Here is a 22,793-nt window from a genome sequence, read left to right on the forward strand (position 1 = left end):
GTTGCCGTACAAGCGGATCAAACATTAAGGGAAACTGATTTTTTGCTGGAATTAGGTAATGAAAACGATTTTATAAAAGGAGTTGTTGGCTGGGCAGACTTGCGAGCGGAAAATATTGATGAAGTCTTGCAAAAATACGGTCAACAAGAAAAATTAAAAGGTTTTAGGCACATCGTTCAAGGAGAGGCAGATCCTAATTTTTTATTGAGACCTGACTTTTTAAATGGAATTTCCAAATTGAAGAAACATAATTTTACATACGATATTTTGATATATCCGCATCAATTAGGAACGGTTTTAGAGTTTGTAAAGAAGTTCCCCAATCAAAAATTTGTGATTGACCATATTGCAAAACCTTATATAAAAGATGGTTTTTATGGTGGTTGGGCAGTTTTAATGACAGCGATTTCAAAACAAGAAAACGTATATTGCAAATTATCTGGAATGGTAACCGAAGCAGATTATGAGCAATGGACACCAAACCAAATCAAACCCTATATGGAGTTGGTATTAAATGCATTTGGAAGTGAGAGAATTCTGTTTGGTTCTGATTGGCCGGTGTGTTTGGTCGCTGGAAATTATCAGAAAACAAAAGCATTGGTAATAGATTTTATCTCAACTTTATCTAAAGCCGAACAAGAAGCTATCATGGGTAAAAACGCAGTACAATTTTATAATTTGTAAATAATCAAACAATATGGATTTAAACTTAAAGGATAAAATAGTCGTAATTAGCGGAGCAGCGGGTATTGAAGGTAGTATCGGTGAAACAATTTTGCAAAAACTGGCTGATGAAGGAGCCATCCCTGCGATCATTGACCGAAACGACAGAGGGTTTGTCTATGCTGAAAAATTACAAAAGCGTGGTATTGATGCCTTGTTTTGTAAAACCGATGTTACCCAGCCCGACCAGATAGTAAAATCCTTTAAAACGATTACTGAAAAATACAACAGGATTGATGTAGTTATAAATAATGTAGGTGTTAACGACGGTATTGGGTTAGATGCCTCTTATGAAGAATTTATGAATTCCTTAAAGCTGAATATGGTCAGCTATTTTTTGACGGTAAAACATGCGTTACCATATTTAAAAAAATCTAAAGGAAATATTTTAAATATAGGCTCTAAAGTTGGGTTGACGGGTCAAGGAGGAACTTCAGGTTATGCAGCTTCAAAAGGTGGTGTATTAGGCTTAACACGCGAATGGGCAGTTGATTTAATAAAATTTAATGTCCGTTCCAATGCTATAATTATTGCTGAAAGTTGGACACCCGCTTATGATACTTGGATAAAGTCCTTGGAAAATGGTGAGGAGAAATTAAAATCTATTGTTAAAAAAATACCGTTGGAAAACAGGATGACCACCCCTGAAGAAATTGCCAATACGTGTTTGTTTACCATTTCGGAAAAATCATCGCATACCACCGGCCAGTTTATTTTTGTGGATGGAGGTTACGTACATTTGGATAGGTCCTTATTAACAGAATAAGATTCAACCCATAAAAATCAACTCATGAATAAGCTCAAACAAATACCTGTAGTCTCTAAGGAATTATTGTTCCCTTTTATCATTATCACTTCGTTATTTGCGTTGTGGGGTATTGCCAATGATTTGACAAATCCGATGGTGTCTGCCTTTAAAAAGGTAATGCCTGAGTTGAGTAACGTGCAAGCCTCCTTGGTGCAATTTGCATTTTATTTCGGATATTTTTTTATGGCTTTGCCCGGGGCTCTTTTTATTAGAAAATATTCGTATAAATCAGGAATTATTTTAGGGTTAAGTTTATACGCTATTGGTGCGTTTTTATTCTACCCAGCTGCGGTCAATGAAGAGTTCAATTATTTTTTAATTTCGTTATGGGTAATTACATGCGGTTTGGCCTTCTTAGAAACGACTTCAAACCCGCTTATTTTAATGTTGGGAGATAAAAGAACAGCTACACAGCGTTTGAATTTAGCACAAGCATTTAACCCCATTGGTTCGTTAACCGGAATGATAATTGCCCAAGTTTTTGTAATTGGGGCCTTGCGTTCGGACGATTATACCAAAGAAGCCTATAATGCACTTTCTTCAGATGAATTAGCCGTTATCAGGGAAAATGATTTAGGTATTATAAGTGTGCCTTATATTGCCTTAGGGGTTTTGGTATTAATCATCATGGCTATCATTATTTTTACGAAAATGCCAGTGACCGCAGAAAATGACAAAATCTCATTGTCCGAGTCATTTCGCAAATTATTTTCTAATAAAAATTATTTACACGGCGTTTTAACTCAGGCATTCTACGTAGGTGCTCAAATAATGTGTTGGACCTATATCTTTCAGTATGTTGACAATCTAAACGAAAGCGACGGGACCGAATATACCGCTACTTACTTTAACATTGTGGCAATGATTTCGTTTTTAGTGGGAAGATGGATTGGTACGGCTTTAATGAAAAAAGTAAATCCTTCTAAGTTGTTAATGTACTTTGGTATCGGTGGTGTAATGTGTTGTGCTGGAGCAATATTATTACCTGGAATTATTGGTTTAATATCCTTGGTCGCCATTTCGGTCTTTATGTCCATTATGTTTCCAACAATTTATGGTATCGCCTTAAAAGATATGGGTGATGAAGCCAAAATCGGTTCTGCAGGATTGGTTATGGCAATTGTTGGTGGGGCACTGATGCCGGTATTACAAGGCAGTATTTTAGATTGGGGCGGTGACGGATTTGCAGATGTACAACTGTTGGGGTTTATACCCGAAGTTAAATTTTCGTTTATTTTGCCTCTTATTTGTTTAGCTATGGTCGCTTTTTATGGTTACAGGACCCAAAAATCTTCGGAATTAATAAAATAGGTATTATGAAAACTAAAAGATACTGCTTTTCTTGCGATTTACAAGATGACCCGAAATTGATCGCTGAATATAAAGAATATCACGCTGAAGGGAACGCTTGGCCCGAAATTACAAAGAGCATTAAAGATGCCGGTATTGTGGATATGCAAATTTACCTTACAGGAAATCGTATGTTTATGATTATGGAAGTGGACGAAACTTTTGACCCTGCCAAAAAAGCCAAAATGGATGCCAACAATCCAAAAGTAAAAGAATGGGAAGAGCTAATGTGGAATTTTCAACAAGCGTTGCCATGGGCAAAAGATGGAGAAAAATGGATTGAAATGGAACAGGTTTTTCAACTGGAGAAATAAACCTCAGATTTCACTTCCCAAGACTTTTCACCTATTTTTATTCTTAGCCTTATATTTATTTGGAGGTCTATAATTGTAATCACTTTCATCTTTTAATTCATAAATAATTTTACTCACTGTAAGTCCGAATTAACTGAATTGATTGGTACTATGAATAACGCAGATTCGAAAAAATTTTAAGACACTATCCTAAATACTGAAAGTAAATAAACTTAACAAGTTGTATTTATTTTCGTGAAAACAAAAGGAGTAATCAATTTAATTGATTACTCCTTTTTATACAATTTTATAAATCTCAACTTACCTACTTCTGAACGATTATTTTTTTAGTTGTACTGTTGTTTTCAATATCTATTACGTTAAGTAAATAGACACCATTGTTAAGGCTTGAAAAGTCTAGCGAATTAGAATTGAAGTTACTGAAATTTTTTAATCGTTGACCTGTTAAATTGTATATTTCTATTTTTGAAATAGCTGTAGGGCCATTAAAAAACAATTTATCATTAACAGGATTAGGATATAATGAAAAATCGGCAAGTCCGTTTCTCTCAACAGATAGCACTGTATTATTAAACACAATCGAGTTAATTTCAACTGTTCCATTATCGGCAGCTTTGCCATCAGTTGTAGATCCAATCCCTATCGTGAAAGTTTGGTCTCCAGTCCAACCAGCATCACCGGACAGATCAAATCCATACATTTTTTCAGCAGTATCACTAACCGAAATTTCTTGGGTTTTTGCACCGTCAACAGTAACCAATCGTAGCTGATTGTTCATAGCGGAATTATTTTTTAAAGTAACACGCACAATTTTACTATTATCAGCATTAATATGATGTAGTGATTGCTCTAATTTAGCAAATTTAGCTGGTGTGGGTTCGAATGTTAGGATTCCACCAGCTGGTCCTGTAATAGTACCATTTGTTGCAGTGAAGCCTTCAGTATCATCATCAGTATCAAAAGCATAGGTTTCTTTAAGTGTTGTTGGTAAAGCTGCCACAAATTCAATTTTATCAATATCTATTGAAATATTGTCAGGGTTGTTTGGTAAAATGTAATCACTATTGCCTGCGGATTTGAAGTGCAGTTTAAAATCATCTATAGTACCTACCCAATTTGTTGTATGAGTTAGATCAAACCAATAGGTTACGAATCCAGTATCTCCAGTTGTAATGTCAAGATTTACATAAAATCTGCCACTAGCAGGTTTGGGATAAGAAACTCTTAAATAATCTGGGCCAGTAGCATTATTGTTTTTAAGTGTTATACCTACAAAAGAAACGTTAGCAGTATTTACACCTGCTGTTGTAATACCTAAAGTTGGATTTTTTTTAGTACCATCACCATCAACAGTGGTTAGTGTCATAAATGTTGCACCGTTGGTAGCGGTAACGCCTCCTAATTCAGTCCAACCATCGTCAGTATTGGTAAAATCAAAAGTTTGTGCAAAGCCAAAAAATGGCGACACAAATAATAAAAGCAGTAAAGTAATTTTTTTCATAATAGTTTAATTTAAGGGAGTTGTAGTTTGTACTTAGTTTTTGACTATAATTTTTTCAGTTAAAAAGTTACCGTTCTCAAAATTTACTTTTAGTATATAAATACCTCTACTAAAATGAGATAGGTTTATAAAATTGTCCATAAATATAATATTTTTTTCCGAACCTTTACTGTCATATAATTTTAAAGAGCTAATTTTCTTTTCAGATGTTATAAAGATTTGGTTTTCGGCAGGATTTGGATAAACAATAAGTTCATTTTTTAAACCCTCTAAACTAGATATACTTAAGGTTTTGCCCAATAAAGCATTTTTAACGTCAGTTACCCAAGTTCTATCTGTAACTTTGTAAATGGTTTTGTTTGATTTATCACCAGCATCCCAAGCGGTAAACGCAAAACCCAAATCAATTGCTTTTTGAGATAAGTAACCATAATAGGCAACTCTTGATGCTTTTTCGGGACCACCATTTGTGCCATATGTTTTTTTATGATAATTATAACCACCTTCGTTATCAGCTCCAAACTCGCCGAACAAAATAGGTATATTGTTTTGGGTTGACCAAGTTTTAACCATGTTAAAGTTATTATCAATAATAGCTTTGTCTGCTTCGGTCCCCCAATTATAATCATTATTATCCGCATCAGAAGACGATGTAAAAGCCCTTGGTTTATAATAATGAAAAGTAGCAATTAAGTTATTATCATTGTCAAGTACACTTTTACCTATTTGTAATGGTGCTTCATGTGCATTTTTACTTCCACCGGTTATTATAATATTTCTGTTGGTGTTGTTTGCTCCTGAATTTCGGATGATACTGATAATGTCGTTATTCAATACGTCCATTTCGGTATTGGTCATAAAAAAATAGGGCTCATTAATAATTTCAAAAACCAGATTGTGCGAGTACGATTTAAAACGATTTGCAATTGCGGCCCAAATAGCTCTAAATTTTTCGTTATCCGCCTTTCTTTTAGCGGATGTAGGGTCGGTGTAATAAGCAGACCATTTAGATTTTGGGCTGAAAGTATATAAAAATTCATCTTTAAGAGTATTTCCATGAAAATCTAAAATAGTTATTAAATTTTCATCTAAGGACCAAGATATTACTTGTTCAATTCTATCTAAATAATCAGAACTTACTATATAATCGTTAGCACTTCCGTTATAGGAGGAAGAAGTATTTGCACTTTTAGAGTAACCTGTGGTATTACCACTTGTACGATTGCCAAAAAAATCGATTGGGATTCTAACTGTAGTAAAACCAGCGTCAGCTACATCTTTAAAATAACTTTTCTTTACAGCTGGTTGCCAGTTGCCTTCAATTGGTGCACTAAGCGTATTTCCTAAATTGATGCCTCGCCCCATTTTTTTAACCATTTCATCAGGGCTAAACTGAGCGTTGCTTTCAGGGCATATGATAATACAATAAATAATAAAAGTAATTATTTTTTTCATTGGCAAATTTATTTGTTTTTACTGTTTTTCTTTGCTTTTTTTTGTTCGTTGGTCAATACCTCTTTGTTTATTATTTTTATATATTTTCTATTGATTTGTTTTATTTGGGCCTTTCTTTTTTCCGTATCGATCACTTCATTTTTTATCTTTTCTATTTTAACGAATTGCTCTGCATAAATTACCTTTAACGTTTCTTTTTGCTTATCGGTTAGAGCAGCTTCTTTGTTAACTTTTACGATAGATTCATCGAGCGACTCTATTTTTTTAATAACCTTTTTTTGGATTTTTTTCGATTGCGAAAAACCTGTAGCCATTAGGCCGAGCAATAGTACTGTAAATATGATGATTGTCTTTTTCATTTTAATTTTAGGTATTAATTATGTTGTGGTTTATTTGTCGTTTTCTAATATGGTAAAAATCCGAAATCTATTTTAATTTTCAGTTTAATAGTTGTCAAATAAGGTTTAATAATTGTTGGTGCTTGGAAGTGCTCAGAATACGTTTAAACAGAACAAAAAATAACTAATGCCATAATAGAAATGTATGGCAGATAATGGCAATGCTAAATAGTAATGCACATTTTTTATTAGAAAAACAAGTAGATTATTTAAGAAATGAAAAAGAAAAAAAATATTAGTACACTTAATTATTACCCTCTTTTTCTTTGGCCTCTTTACGGGCTTTTTTATGAGCTTTTTTTATAGCCCTAATTTGTTCTCTTTTCTGCTTTCTAGTAAGGGGAACTTTTGTCTCTTTACGAATAACTTGGCCGTCAGATTTGTTTAAAGGGCTTTTTTTAGCGTTGTTTTCGTTGGCCTGAAGTTGTTTTTTTGCCTTCATTTTAGCCTTTTTTTGTTCGGGCGTTAAAACGGCTTCAACCTTTTTATAATATTTTTTAAAGACCACTTTACCAGATGCTTTATCCCCTCCATGATCCATAACTATTTTATATTCTCTTATTTTATCTATTTGAAGTTGATAAATTTTCTGCCGTTGCTCATTGGTCAGTGCTAAAGTAGTATCTACGGATACAATTAGATCATTCAGTTCTTTTACTTTATCATTTGCTTTTTCTTCTATTTTTTTCTGTTGAGTGAAAACTAATGTTACCATCCCAAAGAAAAGTAGAATAGTTAAATATACCTTTTTCATAATTTAGATTTTGCTTATATAATCGGTTATTACTAATGCTTAAATGGTTATAAACCATAAAATTAAGCATTTCAAAATTAAGTAAAAATTATTGTGATTGCTAAAATATGGTATCTTTTTTCTTGGATTACCTAATTTTTTGGAAAAAGTTTTTGCAAACCTCTAAAATTTTCTTGTAAAATAAGTTCTGGATCTCCGCCTTTTACATGCCCTAAAATGCCAAAAGGCCCTTTGTAGCCTAAATCCAATAATTGTTGAATCATGTCTTTTTCAAGATTTCCCTGGCCAATAGTTATTATTTTGGGACCATCTTTTTTCATACCATTAAGATTGACACACCAAAAATAGGGCAAGAGCATTTTAATGTTTTTAGAATAATCATCTAAATTTTCATGAGCGTGATGAAAATTATAAATAACGCCCAATTCTTGGTTTGGCAAACTTTTAATGATTTTAAGTTGATTTTCTGGGTTTCCGAACCAACCGCCATGATTGTAAAGAGCAATTTTACACCCTAGTTTTTTGGCTCTTTCAGAGAGGTAAGAAATCATTTCAACGGATTGTTTTAAAGATTCTTCTTCTGTTAAATTTTCAAAATAAGTAGGTTCAAAACCAACCCAAATTTGAGTTTTTAAACCTACTTCCTCTAAATTTTTAAAAACAGCTTCGCTTTCAGGTTTTAACTGATCAACCTTGTCCTTATTTAGATTTATGTACAACCAAACGGCTTTTATAGAAATTCCTTTTTCTTTTGCCAATTCCCACTCATATTTCATGGTTGGGATATGTTTAGGTCTATTGCCGTAAGCATATTGTTTATAGCCCAATCGCTCTAACATTTCCAACCGTTGTTTTGGGGTTCGTTCTTTAACATCAAAACCTACGATAGACCATGGAATGAGATTGTCTTTTTCAAAAAGCCTAGATTTTTGAGCCGTTTGTGTTTTAATACTGCCACATCCAGTTTCTAGCAGAAGTAGTAAGATAAAAGTTGAAATTAAAGTTACTTTCTTTATCATTTTTTATAATCTGGATTGGGTTTTGGTAATTCATAACCCGTTGTTTCTTTCCAACGTTCTAATCTATTTTTTAATTGGGTTATTAGTTGTGGATTTTCTGTTGAAATCTCTTTCGTCTCGTAAGGATCTTCATTCAAATTATATAGATAATATTTATCACTTTCTATAACTTCCGTCATTTTAAAACCATTCATTTGAATAACATTTACCCACTCACTGGCAAAAGTTTTTGACTTTTCATTGTATCGAGCATAGTTAGTATATTCCCAAATTAAGGCATCACGTTTGGTTTTCGAAGCATTTCCAAATAAAATTGGTGATATATCTTCACCGTCTAAAACATAATTTTTTGGCGTAGAAGTATTTGTCAACCCTAAAAGCGTTGGATAAATATCAACATGAATTATTGGTTCTTTAGAGGTTGAACCTGCTTTGATTTTATTTTTCCATTTAAAAATATACGGAACTCTAATTCCACCCTCCAAGGTCTGACCTTTCACACCCCTGTAAGGCTGATTAAAAATGTTGCTTTCAGTTTTGTAATGTCCGTTATCACTTGTAAAAACTATGATGGTGTCATCTTCTAAACCTAAATCGTTTAGAGCTTTTAGCAATTCGCCAACGCTATCATCTAAACTTTTTATCATGGCTAAAACCTTAATTTCATCCTTACCAACATCAGAATTGCCTTTTAATTTATTTTTGAAATGTGCTAGATATTCAGGTTTTGGTTCTAAAGGTTTATGCACTAAATAATAAGGAACATAAGCGAAAAAAGGTCTGTTTGACGCCTTTGCTTTTTTGATGAATTCTATGGTTTTTTCGGTAATTATATCTGCGGAATAGATGCTGTTATCTAAATCGGTTTGCTTTGGCGATGTATTAAAATTATAATGCCCGGTAATTTCAAAACCTTCATCAAAACCCTGATTTTGTATTTGTAATTCGTTTTTTCCTAGATGCCATTTTCCAAAAGCCGCTGTGGTATAATCATTATTTTTTAAGGCTTCTGCAATTGTGATTTTTTCTAAATCCAACCCAGCCCCTGAGCCTTTTACTTTATTAATTGGTGGGGGCAAAAATTTCATGGCCTCCAACGTTTTTTTATCTTTTTTATAACGGTCTGCAACTCGGTAAACCTTATGTCTTGGAACATATTGACCAGATAAAATAGATGCTCGTGAGGGTGCACAGGTGGGGTCGTTGGAATAGCCATTGGTAAAGTGCATGCCTTCGTTGTACAACCTATCAATATTTGGCGATTCCACCAGGGTATTTCCATAACAGTTCAGTGCATTGATTCCTAAATCGTCTGCTAAAATAAAAACGATGTTGGGTTGGTTTTGTGCGGTTCTAGAATTATTATTTTGTGCTTTACAATTTTGAAAAGCGAAGAATAAGATCAATAATATGGCCGTTTTTTTCATCCTAATTCTTTTTGTTTTTTAACCAAAATAGACCTTTCCAGATTTTTGGCCCTTTATTTTCCAATGGTTCGCCTTCTGTACTTCTGCCGTTTAAAATAATTTCATTTAAAGCTAAAGTTAATTCTTCTTTTTTTTCCGCGTAAGAATCATCGTAAAATAAATTCATTGTTTCTGAAGGATCATCAGCTATGTTGAATAAATAACTACTTCCTTTTTTAGGATTTAGATCCATTTTCCAACCGTCTTTTTTAATGGAAAAGCGTCCTGCAAAATTGCTGTAAACAGAAGCTTTTCTGCTGTAATTTTCCTTACCTTTTAAGAGTGACAATATACTGTAACTATCTACGCCTTGGTTATTATCGGTTTTTACTTTCAATAAATCGGCACATGTAGCATACAAATCACCTAGAGAAATGGTGGTATTGTTTTTTGAGTTGGGCTTAATTACGTTTTTCCATTGCACAATAAATGGCACCGTATGCCCACCTTGATGCAATGATGCTTTTCTTCCTTTTAAATGGGCACTCGGTTTGTGATTGTACTTCTCTTCAAATTCTTCAGGAAAAGAGGCTTTAGAGGCTCCGTTATCTGCTGTAAAAATGATAATGGTATTTTCTTCAAATCCCTTTTTCTTTAATGCGGAAACAATTTGACCGACTGTCCAGTCTAATTCCTGAATAAAATCGCCATAAATACCCGCTTTACTTTTTCCTAAAAATTCGTCTCTTGGATACACAGGAGTGTGAGGAGCAGTTAAAGGAATGTACAAAAAGAATGGTTTTTTTTCTTTGTAATTACTAATGTAATCAACTGATTTATTGGTTAAATCGAGCATTACTTGTTCAGCTCTAAACCCTGGAGCCTTGTCTCCTTTACGCTTTAATTTTTGTCCTCCAACCAAATCATTCTTCCTTCCTCCAGGAAAATCTTTATCCTTACCATCTGGCTTCATCGTTTCGGTCGGGATAGTAACCAATTTATTATTTTCAGAATACACATACGGAGGAAAATCTAGAGACGCATTTAATCCGAAGAAATAATCGAAACCATTATCTGTTGGTCCTCCTTTAAATGGTTTGCTGTAATCTACTTTTTTACTGATATCCTCATTAAATTGATACGGATTTTTAGGATTCATTTCAAGGTTTTCTTCATCTTCAATAACCCAATTCCAACCCAAATGCCACTTGCCGATCATGGCGGTTTCGTAACCATTGCGTTGCAATAATTTGGGTGCTGTATCTTTTGTTTCCTCAATCATTGTTTTGGAGTAACCATCTAAAACTCGGGATTTCAATTTTGTTCTCCAGGCATATTCACCAGTCATAATACTATATCGTGAAGGCGTACAAACGGAAGATGTTGTGTGTGCATCTGTAAAAGTTATTCCGTTATTGATTAAGTTGTCAATGTTTGGAGTGCTGACTTTTGCATCGGGATTTAACCCAGAAACATCGCCAATACCTAAATCGTCCGCTAAAATGTAAACGATGTTTGGATGTTTTTTAGCAACTTTTGACAATGTATTTTGTGCTTTGCAAGCGTTGAAGGCCAAAAGTAATAAGAGTGCTATAGTTGTCTTATTCATAAGCGTTAAATGCGGTAATCTGTATTGCTTTTGTATTTTTTAATATTTTTAAACGAACCCCATAAATAGAATTTCCGTTCAATTTAATTCGCAAACCTTCGCCAATGGTTTTACCTTGATAACAGGTTTCCCAATTGCCAGTTGCATCTTTTGTTTCAATGGTAAAATTACGTACACAATGCGAACGCATATTTTCACTTAATAAAATGGTTTTTACTTTTTTAGGTGATTTAAAGTCCAAGGTTAAACTTGGGTTTATATCATCTTTAGCAGGTTCCCACCACGATTTTAAATGAATCCCTTCACTAAAAACATTTCCCTTTGTGTTGTAAATCACTTGAGGTTTGTTTTTTGCTTTTATAAACGTAGATGCACTTACATCAAACTCCTTTTTAGAGATAGGTTCTGCTTTCCAAGTTTCAATACGCTCAAAGTTTTCAGGATTTTCAGCCAACGTTAATTCTACAATATTGTCAATATTTTTATCAAATTCGACATTATCAAAAAGAAGCATTAGTTTATCGCCTTTGACTTCGTACTTTTTAAAACCATCCGTAATTCCCTTTGCAGAAACAATTTCAGTTGGTAGTTTTGGTAATTCAATAATCGCTTCAGTATTATTTGCCCGTTTTTGTAACACGTGAATATACAATTTGTTTCCTACTTGTGTAGAAGCACCATAATCACCACCAACGTAAATTCCACGTCGTGTGTTTTTAATTGTGTTGCCGTATTTTTTAATCCAATCTCCAACTTTTTCAGCTTCTTCGACTTCTTTTTCAACGAATTCTCCTTTGCCGTTTGGCCCTAAATTCAACAATAAATTCCCACCATTTCCTGCCACTTGAATTAACATGCTCAAAACTGTTTCGTAAGGTTTAATGGGGCCTTTTGGACTATAAAGCCATTTGTCTGTCATGGTTAAACAGGCTTCCCAATAGCGATGATGATTTACAGGGCCTAAGCTCTGCTCTGGCGTATCGTAATCGCCTCTGTCTTCTAATGGCCAACCAAAGCCAACACGGGCGTTGGTTATAATTCCCGGTTGCCATTTTTTCATGTCCTTTAGCACGTGATAGCTGTCCCATTGCCAGTATTTAGTAGCTAAATGATCCCAAAATACGCCATCTATTTTCCCGTATTCTGTAAATAATTGCTTGACATGTTCTTTCATATAAGGCAAATAATTTTCGTAATGTTTTTCACGAAGATTGTCGGGGTGCGTCCAGTCAGGTTGGGAATAATACCAAAATAATTTTACATTTGCTTTATGAGCTGCATCAGATAATTGTTTGCAAATATCTTTTCCGTAAGGCGTATTCATAATATCATATTCGGTATTTTTTGCATCAAAAAAGCAAATCCGTCATGATGTTTGGCGGTAAACACGATGTATTCTGCACCCCAATCTTTTACCTGTTGCATCCATTTGTCCGCATCAAAATTTTTGGGGTTGAATTGTTTATATAAATTGTCATACACTTCTGGGTCAACACCCTTTGTTGCTGGTTTTCCCGCTCCTGGACGTTCGCCATTGCGTCCCCAACTCAATACATTTGTTTTTAATAGGGCAGGACCCCAATGTACGAAGATGCCCAATTTGGCATCTTTGAACCATTTCATTTCCGCCTGGGTAGCATACAACTCTTTTTGTTGTTCGGCAGTTACATAAAATGAGGAATCTTTAGCAGGAAATTGCCATTGGTCTTTATAATTTTTATTTTGAGCTTGTGAGCAAAAAACTAGTAGTAAGGCTACTGCTAAAAACCCTAATTTCAACTTATTTAGTTCCTTCAATATTTGATTTATAATCATTATGTAATGTGTTTTTTAATTGCAATATGGTTTCGGCATACTCTTTATGATCGACTACATTTACATTCTCGGATTTGTCAATTCTGTGGTCGTACAACATTGATGTTATAGTCGAATTATCTTCCGGTCTAATAAACTCCGTATAACTAAAATTAGGTGTTTTTAAAGTAAATCCGTTTCCTTTTTTTATTAAAATATGCTCTTTTCCATTTGCTTCAGGATTATTTAATAGGGAAACAAAACTTTTGCCATCTAGTTGGTCCTTTGGAATTTTCAATCCACACGTTTCTGCCAAAGTAGGATATACATCTATCAATTCTATCAAAGCACCACTCTCTCCCTTTGCTAAGGAAAAGGGGTTATAAACAATCATTGGAACTTGCATTGATGTATTATAATTGGTAAACTTTGCCCATTGTGTGTGCTCTTGCAAATTGTAACCGTGGTCGGAAACTAAAATTACAATCGTATTCTTAGCTAAATTCTGTGTTTTTAGTTCCACTAAAATCTTACCGACAAGTGCATCGACATAGCTGACGGTTGCATAATAACCATGAATTAAATCAATCGCTAAACTATCGGAAACTTGACCTTCTTTTGGAATGTTTGAATAGGCTCGCATTTCCGGCCAATTGCTGATGCTCATTTTTGGAGCGTCTTTGGGAATGTAGTTGTAATTTTTGGGCTGCTTGATGTTATTTCTATCGTACAAATCCCAATACTTTTTTGGAGCGTTAAAAGGTAAATGCGGTGCAATAAAACCAGCTGTTAAAAAGAAAGGTTTGTCAGAACTTTTTAGTTTTTTAATGTCTCTGACAACTTTTTCGGTCAGCAATCCATCAATGTAAATAGAATCGTTAATGTCTGCCATTTCGTAAGCAGGACCTGTATTTGTGGTTTTATATTCGGCCCTATTTTCTGGATTTTGATAATCTTTCCAAAGGGATTGCCAATAATCGGTCGGTGCCAAGCCTTGGTCGTTTTTGTCAAAGGCATAGGGTCTCCAGATTTCGTTCCAATCGGTCTCTCTATCGTCTAAATGATGGTATATTTTCCCGTTGGAAATGGTGGTATAACCATTATTTTTAAATAATTGTGGAAGCGTAATCGCATTAGGGGTTTCTTTTTCTACAAAGGTGTCATAATTTAAAAAGCGGTTTTTTGTGGGCAACATTCCCGTAAGCATACTTGCTCTAGAAGCACCACAAACAGGTACATTACAATAGGCATTTGTGAATTTTACGCCTCTATCTGCCAAAGCATCAATATTCGGCGATATAATCTGCGAAGCTCCAAAACTTGCCAATTCGGGACGTAAATCGTCCATGTAGAGCAGTAAAACATTTGGTTTTTGCGGTGTTTTGGTATCTTTTGATTCGCAGGCACACAACACTCCAAAAGCGAAAACGATACACCAAAATTTAGACACCTTTAACATTCTATTCTATTTTTTGACTTGTAATTTTACTTTCTTTAAACCCTATGCGTTGTGCTATGGTGTAAATCGTTTTACCTTTTTCTAAAGAAATGGGTTTAGCATACAACTGCCATCTGCTTTCCAAATTTAACTTTTCATCAGGTTTACCTGAGACATAATAGGCAATTGAAGCTCCTTTAGTTTCTGATTTTAATGAAACCTTTTTATCGCTTATATTGACTTTAACCGGTTCGGTAACTGGTTGTTCAAAATTAGGCCACATTTGTTCGATCATTTCCGCCTCAGGTGTTAATCCGTAATCGGCTCTATCTTTCAAATGGGATTTTAATGTTGTTCTCATTTCGGTTAAAACCGAAGCATATTTTGGGTCTTCCGCTAAATTATTGATGTTGTGCGGATCGGTTTTACAATCGTACAATTCCTCCTTAGTTTTGGTTTGAAACCAAATCTGTTGTACCTCGTTTAGTTTATTTTCTGCTTTCAATTCAAGAAAGGGTGGCATCATCGGTACATTTTTTCTGTACTCCACATCTTTGTATTTGGGTAACTCGGGGAAATCATTTCTTAAGTATAAATATTGGTTGTTTCTAACTGCCCTAATTCTGTCGGTAAACTCGTCAAACCGATCAGAACTCCCAAATATATAATCACGTTTTTCTGAGTCAAATTCGCCCAAAAATGCTTTTCCCTCTAGATATTTTGGTGGTTCAACCCCTGCTAAACTTAACATTGTGGGTGCCAAATCAACAAACGAAATCATACGGTCTGTTCTTCCTTTTTCGGCTAAACCTTTAACCATAAATGGTACTTTTAAACCAGAATCGTAAATCTCTCGTTTTTGACGGGGCAATGGCCCGCCATGGTCGCTGTAAAAGAAAATGATAGTATTATCGTACAAACCATCATCCTTTAACTGTTTTATAAAAGCACCTACTTCGGCATCCATAAGTTCAATATTGCTATAATGCCTGGCAATGGTATTTCTGGAGGCTTCGTTATCTGGAAAATATGGTGGTACTTTTACGTCCTTTGGTTTTATGGTCAAGGGCAGATCGCCTTTTTTCCAAAGTTGACTTTCGTGTGTTGTACCAATATTGAATACCGAAAAGAAAGGTTTGTTTTTTGGCCTGTTCCGCCAATGTGCTTTATTGCTGTTCTCATCCCAAGCTGTTACAGGAGCTGCGAATTGGTAATCGGTCTTTTGATTGTTGGTGCAGTAATAACCTGCCGCTCTCAAATATTCGGTATAGCACTTTACGTACTCAGGAATTACTGCAGAATATTGTATAATGGAATCTCCTTTTATATCGACTCTATCTACTTTTTCGTAAGTTCTTCTACCCAAACCCATCACATCTTGACCGGTACGCATGTGCATCGTGCCTATGCTTGTAGGATACATTCCGGTAATTATAGAGGAACGAGTTGGTGCACAAACACCAACTACAGCAAACGCATTATCGTAAATCAAGCTCTCTTTTGATAGTTGATCTAGATGAGGTGTTTTTGCCGTGCTATCGCCATAAAAGGATAGGGCAGGACTGATGTCTTCCGTAACAATCCAAACAATATTGGGTTGTGGGTTTTCAGTTTCTTTTTTATCGGAATTTTTTGATTGCGAATTACAAGAAGTTAGAATAAATACTGATAATAGATATGCTAAATGTTTCATTACAATTCAATTTTAATGATGTCTTTTTGTTTGGGGTTTAACTGAAAAGTACCCGATATAACTTTACCATTTTCTTTAAATGTATATTCATAATCACCATAAAAACCACGTCCGGAAACCAATCCTTCTTCTGAAGTTTTAACGCTTAAATTTGTTTTCCACGCATCATGAACCAAGGAGAAATAAGCCTTGCCCATGATACCGATTTTATTGTTATTATCGAAAATATCCGATTTTCCACGACCATCTTCGGTATTTCCCCAAAACATAAATTCCGATACGTTGGGGTGGCTAAAGGTTGCAATCATAAAATCGCGTGTATATTGTTCACGTAGTTGTGGATCTTGAATATCCATTGTAAATTCTGAAATACTTATTTTTTTTCCTAAAGAGGCATAGTAAGCTAAAATTTCCAATACGCGTTCAGGTGGTGTAAGGTCACTGCCCATATGACTTTGTATGCCAATGCCCTGAACCAATCCACCAGTATTTTCGTCTATTCGTTTGATAAAATTGTAGTACCATTCTTGTTTTTGCCTGTCAATTCCTCCTTTACTGATAATGCCATACTCGTTAGTAAAACGCTTCACTTGTGGCTGTTTTTTGGCAAGGGTTCTAAATCCGTTGTATAAAATTTCTTCGGAACCCGTAATTTGTTGTAAATCCCTGTTGGTATAAGCCTCGTTGACCACATCCCAACGGTTAATTTTTCCGGCTGTGGTATTTAAAATATGGTTAACGTGGTTTTCAATAATTTCGGTTACCTTTTCGGGATTATTTTTATACTGCTTCACTTCTGGCGTTAAATAATTAAATCCAGGCCAAATAAGCACATGTCCTTTCACGGAATAGCCGTCTCTTTTTAAAATGTCTAATGCCTTAATAGTGGTTGCCATTTTTTTTGGTTTAACCCAATGTTTTATTTTTAGATCGTTTCCTAAAACAACGGTATTCAATGCTTTTTTAAAGTTTTTGTAATCGTCCGCATCGTTAACAATGTCTTCTGCGGCCATTCTTGCACCAAATGGGAAAGCATGGTTCTTCAATTTAATAGTTAACGATTTATCGGCAACAGGCTTACCATCTTTTAACAACTGTATTTTAAAGTCACCTTTTCTTATAACTTCTATACGTTTATTGGCTTCTGAACGCCAGTTGGCGTCGGCTTCCATTCCTGCGTATTTAATTTCAGTTTTTGGTAAACTTTCCATTGTAGTACCTGAGGGGAACACTTCAAATTTTATATCTTTTATTAAGAACGATTGCGGTCTGTAGCCATACTGCATCACAATACCTAAATCTTGTTTTTTAATATATCTGTCCGCTTCAAAGGGAAGATGATAGGTTTGCCATTCAGAAGAGAAACTTTGAGTATAATCAATGTTCCCTTTGTAGTCTTTAGTCTGTTTAAAGATAAAAAGAACTTTGGCCTCACCGGTTTCCAGACTCGATTTTTTAGTTTTTGCTTGAAAAGACAACAGAAATACCGTTCCTTTTTTATAGCCCTTTTTAAGTATGGGAAAATTGGTAGCAGCGTTGTAAATGAATTTAGGCTCTTCTGTTGTTTCTATTAAAAATTGTAGTTCGCCATTTTTGTCTTTCAACTTTTCGATGTTCGAGAAATTGCCTTTTGTACTTAAGTATTTAATTTTCTCGTGGTCTATTAAGTCTTTGCCTTTTGGGTTATGTTGTGCACAAGCAAAAGTTGTAACAAATAATAGAAATATGTATAAACCTGTCTTCATTTTAAAAATTTGATTTCCAATCATTTAGTTCTTTTAAAAATGCTTCGGTAAACGCAATCTTTTCTTTTGAAAGATCAATAGATTCTGAAGGGTCTTTTGCAATATTGTACAGTTCCGTTCTACCTTCTTTATACCAATTAATGAGTTTATAATCCCCTTTTCTGATGGCGGATGATTTGGTATCGCCCGTATTAACAGGTCTTGCTTTTGAGGAATGCCAAAATACGGTTCTGTCATTCCACGTTTCTTTGTTTTCAAGTACGGGAAGAAAACTTTTACCATCCGTATTTAGTGATTTATTGGCCGTAATATCTAGTAGCGTTGGAAAAACATCCATCAGCATCACCAAAGATGTATCCTCAGTTTTGGGTTTAAATTTACCGTTCCACTTCACAAACAATGGGATTTTAATGCCACCATCATATAGCCAGCCCTTTCCTGCTCTAAGTGGATAATTTGAAGTTGCCAGATCACGTTGTTTTGTTCCGTCGTTTGAGAGTCCGCCATGGTCTGATGAAAAAATGACAATAGTATTATCTTCAATATCCAATTCTTTAAGCAGTTGCATTAATTTTCCCACATTTTCATCCATGGTTTCTACCATTGCAGCATATTTGGGATGGTCTTGACGCATTTTAGTACGCCCAGTACCTTCTTTGATGTATTCTGGTTGATTACCAAAATCAAAATTCTTGATTTCCTCTTTATTACGTTTAATGTCTTTTTCCTTTGCTTCCAACGGTTGGTGTACGGCATAAAATGAAAACATTGCCATAAAAGGTTTACTTTTATCTGCATTTTTAATGTATTTGGCAACATTTTCGGTCATTACATCCATCAGATAATCACCCTCTTTACTTACATTGTCAATATCTGGAATTGGCGATTTGTTAGATTTTCCCTTGCCTTTTTTCTCATTAAAAGGATACAAAAAACTAATGGGCGAACCTGCGTGACCCGCAGCAAAACTGAAATCGTAACCAAAATCTTTTAAACTGTTTTTATTGCCTAAATGCCATTTTCCGAAATAAGCCGTTTGGTAACCCGTTTCTTTGATGTTTTTCACAAAATTTTTGCTATCTGCCACACCTGTCATTTTAAATCCATCATCTGGTACATCGCCATTTTGGATTGGATAATTGCCGGTCATCATGGCATAACGGGAAGGCACACAACGTGGATAATTGGCATATGCGTTATTAAAAACCACCGATTGTTTTGACAAAGCATCAATATTTGGCGTTTGATATATTTTTGAACCGTTGATGCTTAAATCGTGAAAACCTAAATCATCCACATGAATAATGAGGATGTTCGGTTTTTCTGTGGCAATTGATGTGCTTTCAACGTTGGCCACGGTATTGACCGTTTTTGTTTTGCAGCTTAAAACGGTTGTAACTATTATTAAGAAATATATGGTTTTTGACATGTTTATTTTATAAAAAGACCTCACAGGTTTTTCGTTGTCCTCCGAAGCTTTAGCGTAGGAGGGAAACCTTTGAGGTCTAGCCCCCTTATTTAACTTAATTTTTATTCTTTTTTTTGCCTTTCTTTTTGCCCTTTTTCTTGTCCTTATTTTTTTTCATGTCCTTTCCTCGCTTTAAAACATCTAAACGTTCGGGAACCAAAACTTCCTTTTTCCAATTGTTCAACAAGGCCAGCATTTGTGCGGTTTTTTCAGGTTCTTTTGTGGAAAGGTCATTATTTTCTCCCACATCTTTCTTTAGGTTGTAAAGTTCAACCTTGTCGGTTCCCAAAAATTGAATTAATTTATAATCCCCTGAGCGAACCACGGCAGCTTTGCTATCACCGGTGCTATGTGGTCTTGCTTTTCTCGATATCCAGTAAACATTCCTATTGCCCCAAGTTTCGTTTCCTTTTAATACTCCGGCGTAGCTTTTTCCGTCAATACCCTCAACTTTTTTATCAATGGCTAAATCTAATAAGGTGGGAAAAACATCCATGCCCAATACGATAGATTGCTCGTCAACATGCGGTTTTAATTGGTTGGCCCATTTTATGAATAATGGCACTCTTATTCCACCTTCATATAAATGCCCTTTTCCCGCTTTTAAGGGCAGGTTGGTTGTTGCCAACTCGCGTTCGCCTTTGTTTCCGTCGTTGGATAGTCCACCATGATCTGAAGAAAAAACAATAATCGTATTTTTATCTATGCCCAACTCTTTTAAGGTTTGCAATAGTTTTCCCACGTTTTCATCTACGTTTTCTACCATTCCGGCATAATCTGCATTGTCTTGACGCATTTTTCGTCTTCCATCACCTTCCTTTATATATTCCGGAGTATCTCCAAAATCAATACCTTTTAACTGTTTTTCGTTTCGGATTTTATCTTGTTCTTTAGCTTCCAACGGTGTATGCACCGAATAATAGGCCAATACCGCTAAAAAAGGTTGATCTTTAGGATTGTCTTTGATAAAATTAATAGTGGCAGATGTCATCATATCTGAAATATAATCACCTTCTTTACCGTCCTCCTTTAAATTTGGAACATCATATTTTGCAGGTTTCCCATTGGCCTGTGTATTAAAAGGATAATGTCTTGAACCCACCCCACCAGCTTCTCCGGCTGCATAAATATGCGAAAATCCGAATTTATCGGGATTGCTCTGTCCTTTTCCTAAATGCCATTTGCCCACGTAGGAAGTATTGTAACCTGCATTATTGAATTGTTTTATAAAGTTTTTTTCTTCGGGAATACCTCCTAAAAAACCTTTATTTTCATTTACGGGGTACATACCCGTCATTATACCATAACGAGACGGTGTACAACGCGGATAACTACTATACGCATTGGTAAACGCAACGGATTCTTTTGATAATTGGTCAATATTCGGTGTATTGTACAATTCTGAACCCGTAATGCTTAAATCATGATAGCCTAAATCATCCGTATGGATAATCAGGATGTTGGGTTTGTCCTGTCCAAAAGTTGTGAGCGACAGACAGAAAATTAGGATTAGTGTAATTTTTTTCATTTTGTTTTTATTGTCATTCCTGAGAACGCGGAACCTATTTAATTTTTTCTTTAATTACCAACGTACTTTTTTTTCAGTACACTTCTTATTGGTTTAATTCAGAAACTGTGCCAAAAAAAAGCGACAACCCAAAGAGGTTATCGCCTTTACATTGGGTTACTTTGTTAAGTGCATTTTGAGTTTGGTCTTCAAATCATTTACCTCACTTGTGTATTTTGGGTCATCTACCCAATTTTTTGTTTCCAATGGGTCGTCTTTATAATCATAGAATTCTCTCGCTATAATGTTTTTTTCTTTATAGGTATAGTAACTTCTATACTCATTATCATGCCATTCCGTATAGCGATAACGGTCTGTCCTAATTGAATATCCCATTCTTTTATTTCTTCGGTATTGATGATAGGCATAATCCATATCAACTGTTGTTGAAGGATCGTCATCTAATAAAGACACCAAAGATTTTCCATCGGTCTGCGTACTTTGCTTCACATTTGCCAATTCAAAAACGGTAGGAAACAAATCCACCAAATTTACAGGGTGATGACTTTTTTGATGCTTAGCAACACCAGGGCCGGTAAACATAAAAGGAATACGCGTAGCTTGTTCAAAATTGGAATGCTTGCACCACTCTGTATGATCGCCCAAATGCCAGCCGTGATCTCCCCAAAGTACAATTATAGTATCTTCAATAATATTGCGTTTTTCCAGTTCATCCAATAATTTTCCAATTTGTGCATCTATATAGGAAATACAAGCCATATAGCCGTGAATCAACTCACGTTGTTTGGCTTCCGGTAGTTTGTCGCCAATATTTAGTTTGTCGTCGATATCGCTAAAAGCTCTTAATTCGCCAAAAGAATGGTATGCAAATTTTGGAGTGCCTTCTGCCAATTGTTGAAATTTTGCCAACTCTATTTTATCCCTATCGTATAAGTCCCAATATTTTTTTGGAGCTACAAAAGGTAAATGAGGTTTTTGATAGCCTACGCCTAAAAACCATGGTTTTCCTGACTTTTCTAGATCGTCCAATTGTTTTAAGGCAGTTTGCGTGTATAGACCATCTTGATAAGCTTCATCAGAAACATCTGCGTTTTCGGTTGAAGGCTTTAGTCTTTTAAAAACATAGCTACGGATTTTTCCACTTTTTGTGATACCTTTTGCTTTGGCTTCTGCTTCAAGCTCCGCCATTCGCTTTTTCGTTTCGGGATTTTGATAGTATGAAAAAGCAGCTTCACCAGCAGCAGGATCATAATTATCTGGTAATTGGTGTGGCATACTCCAACTTTTGCCATCATGACCAGGTGATGAAGATCCTTTGTGATAAATTTTACCAACCGCGGTAGTTTCGTAACCCTGAGAAATTAAATATTCTGGCATTGAAATTAAACTTGGTGCAGATTCTCGGAAATCAGTATGTAAATCCCATACTTTGGTTTTATCGGGATTAGCACCCGTCATTACACTGGCACGAGAAGGTCCACAAACGGCATATTGTACGTGAGCGTTGGTAAATGTCATTCCCATTTCGGCCAATCGGTCAAAATTTGGAGTGTGCATTTGCGACTCGCCATAATTGGACAATAATGGTTTTAAATCGTCAATAGAAAGAAAAAGAATATTCTTTTTTACATTGTTAGAAGTTGTAACTACTTCTTTTGAAGGAATTGTTGATACGGGTTTCGTTGCTTTCTGTATATTGCAACCCAAAAATACTACAACTCCTATTATAGAGACTATTGAAAGTGATTTTATCATTTGTTATTTTTTTTGAATAACGATTACTGTTGCCG

At 35.1% G+C, this 22,793-nt stretch carries 18 protein-coding genes and 1 pseudogene; 4 read left to right on the forward strand and 15 right to left on the reverse strand.

Annotation, left to right across the window (positions count from 1 at the left end; translation table 11 throughout):
• The 4 genes from UMM65_RS16175 to UMM65_RS16190 form a co-directional block, all read left to right on the forward strand.
• Positions 1-684: amidohydrolase family protein (locus UMM65_RS16175; protein WP_321978038.1), on the forward strand; the 684-nt coding region annotated here is incomplete at its 5' end.
• A gap of 13 nt (positions 685-697) precedes the next feature.
• Positions 698-1,489, forward strand: coding sequence for an SDR family oxidoreductase (locus UMM65_RS16180; protein WP_321978040.1), 792 nt, complete (start codon positions 698-700; stop codon positions 1,487-1,489).
• A gap of 24 nt (positions 1,490-1,513) precedes the next feature.
• The gene (gene fucP / locus UMM65_RS16185; protein ID WP_321978042.1) at positions 1,514-2,842 is read left to right on the forward strand and encodes an L-fucose:H+ symporter permease; all 1,329 of its coding nucleotides are present in this window, start codon (positions 1,514-1,516) and stop codon (positions 2,840-2,842) included.
• 5 nt (positions 2,843-2,847) lie between these two features.
• A complete protein-coding gene (locus UMM65_RS16190) occupies positions 2,848-3,195 on the forward strand; it encodes an L-rhamnose mutarotase (RefSeq protein ID WP_321978044.1) in 348 nt (115 codons plus the stop codon).
• Between the two features lie 304 nt (positions 3,196-3,499).
• On the opposite strand, the gene UMM65_RS16195 is transcribed toward UMM65_RS16190, so the two are convergent.
• From UMM65_RS16195 to UMM65_RS16265, 15 genes and pseudogenes are all read right to left on the reverse strand, one after another.
• Positions 3,500-4,696: a T9SS type A sorting domain-containing protein gene (locus tag UMM65_RS16195; RefSeq protein WP_321978046.1), complete on the reverse strand. Its 1,197-nt coding sequence runs from the start codon at positions 4,694-4,696 to the stop codon at positions 3,500-3,502.
• A 33-nt stretch (positions 4,697-4,729) separates the two neighbouring features.
• Positions 4,730-6,151, reverse strand: a complete 1,422-nt coding sequence (locus UMM65_RS16200) for a cellulase family glycosylhydrolase (protein WP_321978048.1) — start codon at positions 6,149-6,151, stop codon at positions 4,730-4,732.
• Positions 6,152-6,159: 8 nt separating this feature from the next.
• The gene (locus UMM65_RS16205) at positions 6,160-6,510 is read right to left on the reverse strand and encodes a hypothetical protein (protein WP_321978050.1); all 351 of its coding nucleotides are present in this window, start codon (positions 6,508-6,510) and stop codon (positions 6,160-6,162) included.
• A gap of 283 nt (positions 6,511-6,793) precedes the next feature.
• Positions 6,794-7,303 (reverse strand): hypothetical protein, encoded by a 510-nt coding sequence (locus tag UMM65_RS16210; RefSeq protein ID WP_321978051.1) that lies wholly within the window; start codon positions 7,301-7,303, stop codon positions 6,794-6,796.
• Between the two features lie 131 nt (positions 7,304-7,434).
• Positions 7,435-8,322 (reverse strand): sugar phosphate isomerase/epimerase family protein, encoded by an 888-nt coding sequence (locus UMM65_RS16215; RefSeq protein ID WP_321978053.1) that lies wholly within the window; start codon positions 8,320-8,322, stop codon positions 7,435-7,437.
• Complete coding sequence (locus UMM65_RS16220) at positions 8,319-9,749, reverse strand: sulfatase (protein ID WP_321978055.1); 1,431 nt, start codon at positions 9,747-9,749, stop codon at positions 8,319-8,321. Before UMM65_RS16220 ends, UMM65_RS16215 begins: the two co-directional genes overlap by 4 nt.
• 1 nt (position 9,750) lies before the next feature.
• Positions 9,751-11,337, reverse strand: coding sequence for a sulfatase family protein (locus UMM65_RS16225; protein ID WP_321978057.1), 1,587 nt, complete (start codon positions 11,335-11,337; stop codon positions 9,751-9,753).
• Positions 11,330-11,851: a galactose-binding domain-containing protein gene (locus UMM65_RS17675; RefSeq protein WP_415859571.1), complete on the reverse strand. Its 522-nt coding sequence runs from the start codon at positions 11,849-11,851 to the stop codon at positions 11,330-11,332. Before UMM65_RS17675 ends, UMM65_RS16225 begins: the two co-directional genes overlap by 8 nt.
• Positions 11,852-12,121: 270 nt before the next feature.
• Positions 12,122-13,152, reverse strand: a pseudogene (locus UMM65_RS17680) (alpha-L-fucosidase); the annotation flags it as partial.
• On the reverse strand, positions 13,118-14,590 hold the full coding sequence (locus UMM65_RS16240) for a sulfatase (protein ID WP_321978063.1): 1,473 nt from the start codon (positions 14,588-14,590) through the stop codon (positions 13,118-13,120). The pseudogene UMM65_RS17680 and the gene UMM65_RS16240, both read right to left, overlap by 35 nt.
• A 1-nt stretch (position 14,591) precedes the next feature.
• On the reverse strand, positions 14,592-16,262 hold the full coding sequence (locus tag UMM65_RS16245) for a sulfatase-like hydrolase/transferase (RefSeq protein ID WP_321978065.1): 1,671 nt from the start codon (positions 16,260-16,262) through the stop codon (positions 14,592-14,594).
• Entirely contained in the window at positions 16,262-18,031 is a 1,770-nt protein-coding gene (locus tag UMM65_RS16250) for an endo-1,4-beta-xylanase (RefSeq protein ID WP_321978067.1), read from the reverse strand. Before UMM65_RS16250 ends, UMM65_RS16245 begins: the two co-directional genes overlap by 1 nt.
• Positions 18,009-19,436: a sulfatase gene (locus tag UMM65_RS16255; RefSeq protein ID WP_321978069.1), complete on the reverse strand. Its 1,428-nt coding sequence runs from the start codon at positions 19,434-19,436 to the stop codon at positions 18,009-18,011. Before UMM65_RS16255 ends, UMM65_RS16250 begins: the two co-directional genes overlap by 23 nt.
• A 94-nt stretch (positions 19,437-19,530) precedes the next feature.
• The gene (locus tag UMM65_RS16260; protein WP_321978070.1) at positions 19,531-21,003 is read right to left on the reverse strand and encodes a sulfatase; all 1,473 of its coding nucleotides are present in this window, start codon (positions 21,001-21,003) and stop codon (positions 19,531-19,533) included.
• Between the two features lie 156 nt (positions 21,004-21,159).
• Complete coding sequence (locus tag UMM65_RS16265; RefSeq protein WP_321978071.1) at positions 21,160-22,758, reverse strand: sulfatase; 1,599 nt, start codon at positions 22,756-22,758, stop codon at positions 21,160-21,162.
• Positions 22,759-22,793: the final 35 nt, after the last annotated feature.

It is taken from the genome of Aureibaculum koreense, assembly GCF_034296135.1.
Lineage (GTDB): Bacteria > Bacteroidota > Bacteroidia > Flavobacteriales > Flavobacteriaceae > Aureibaculum.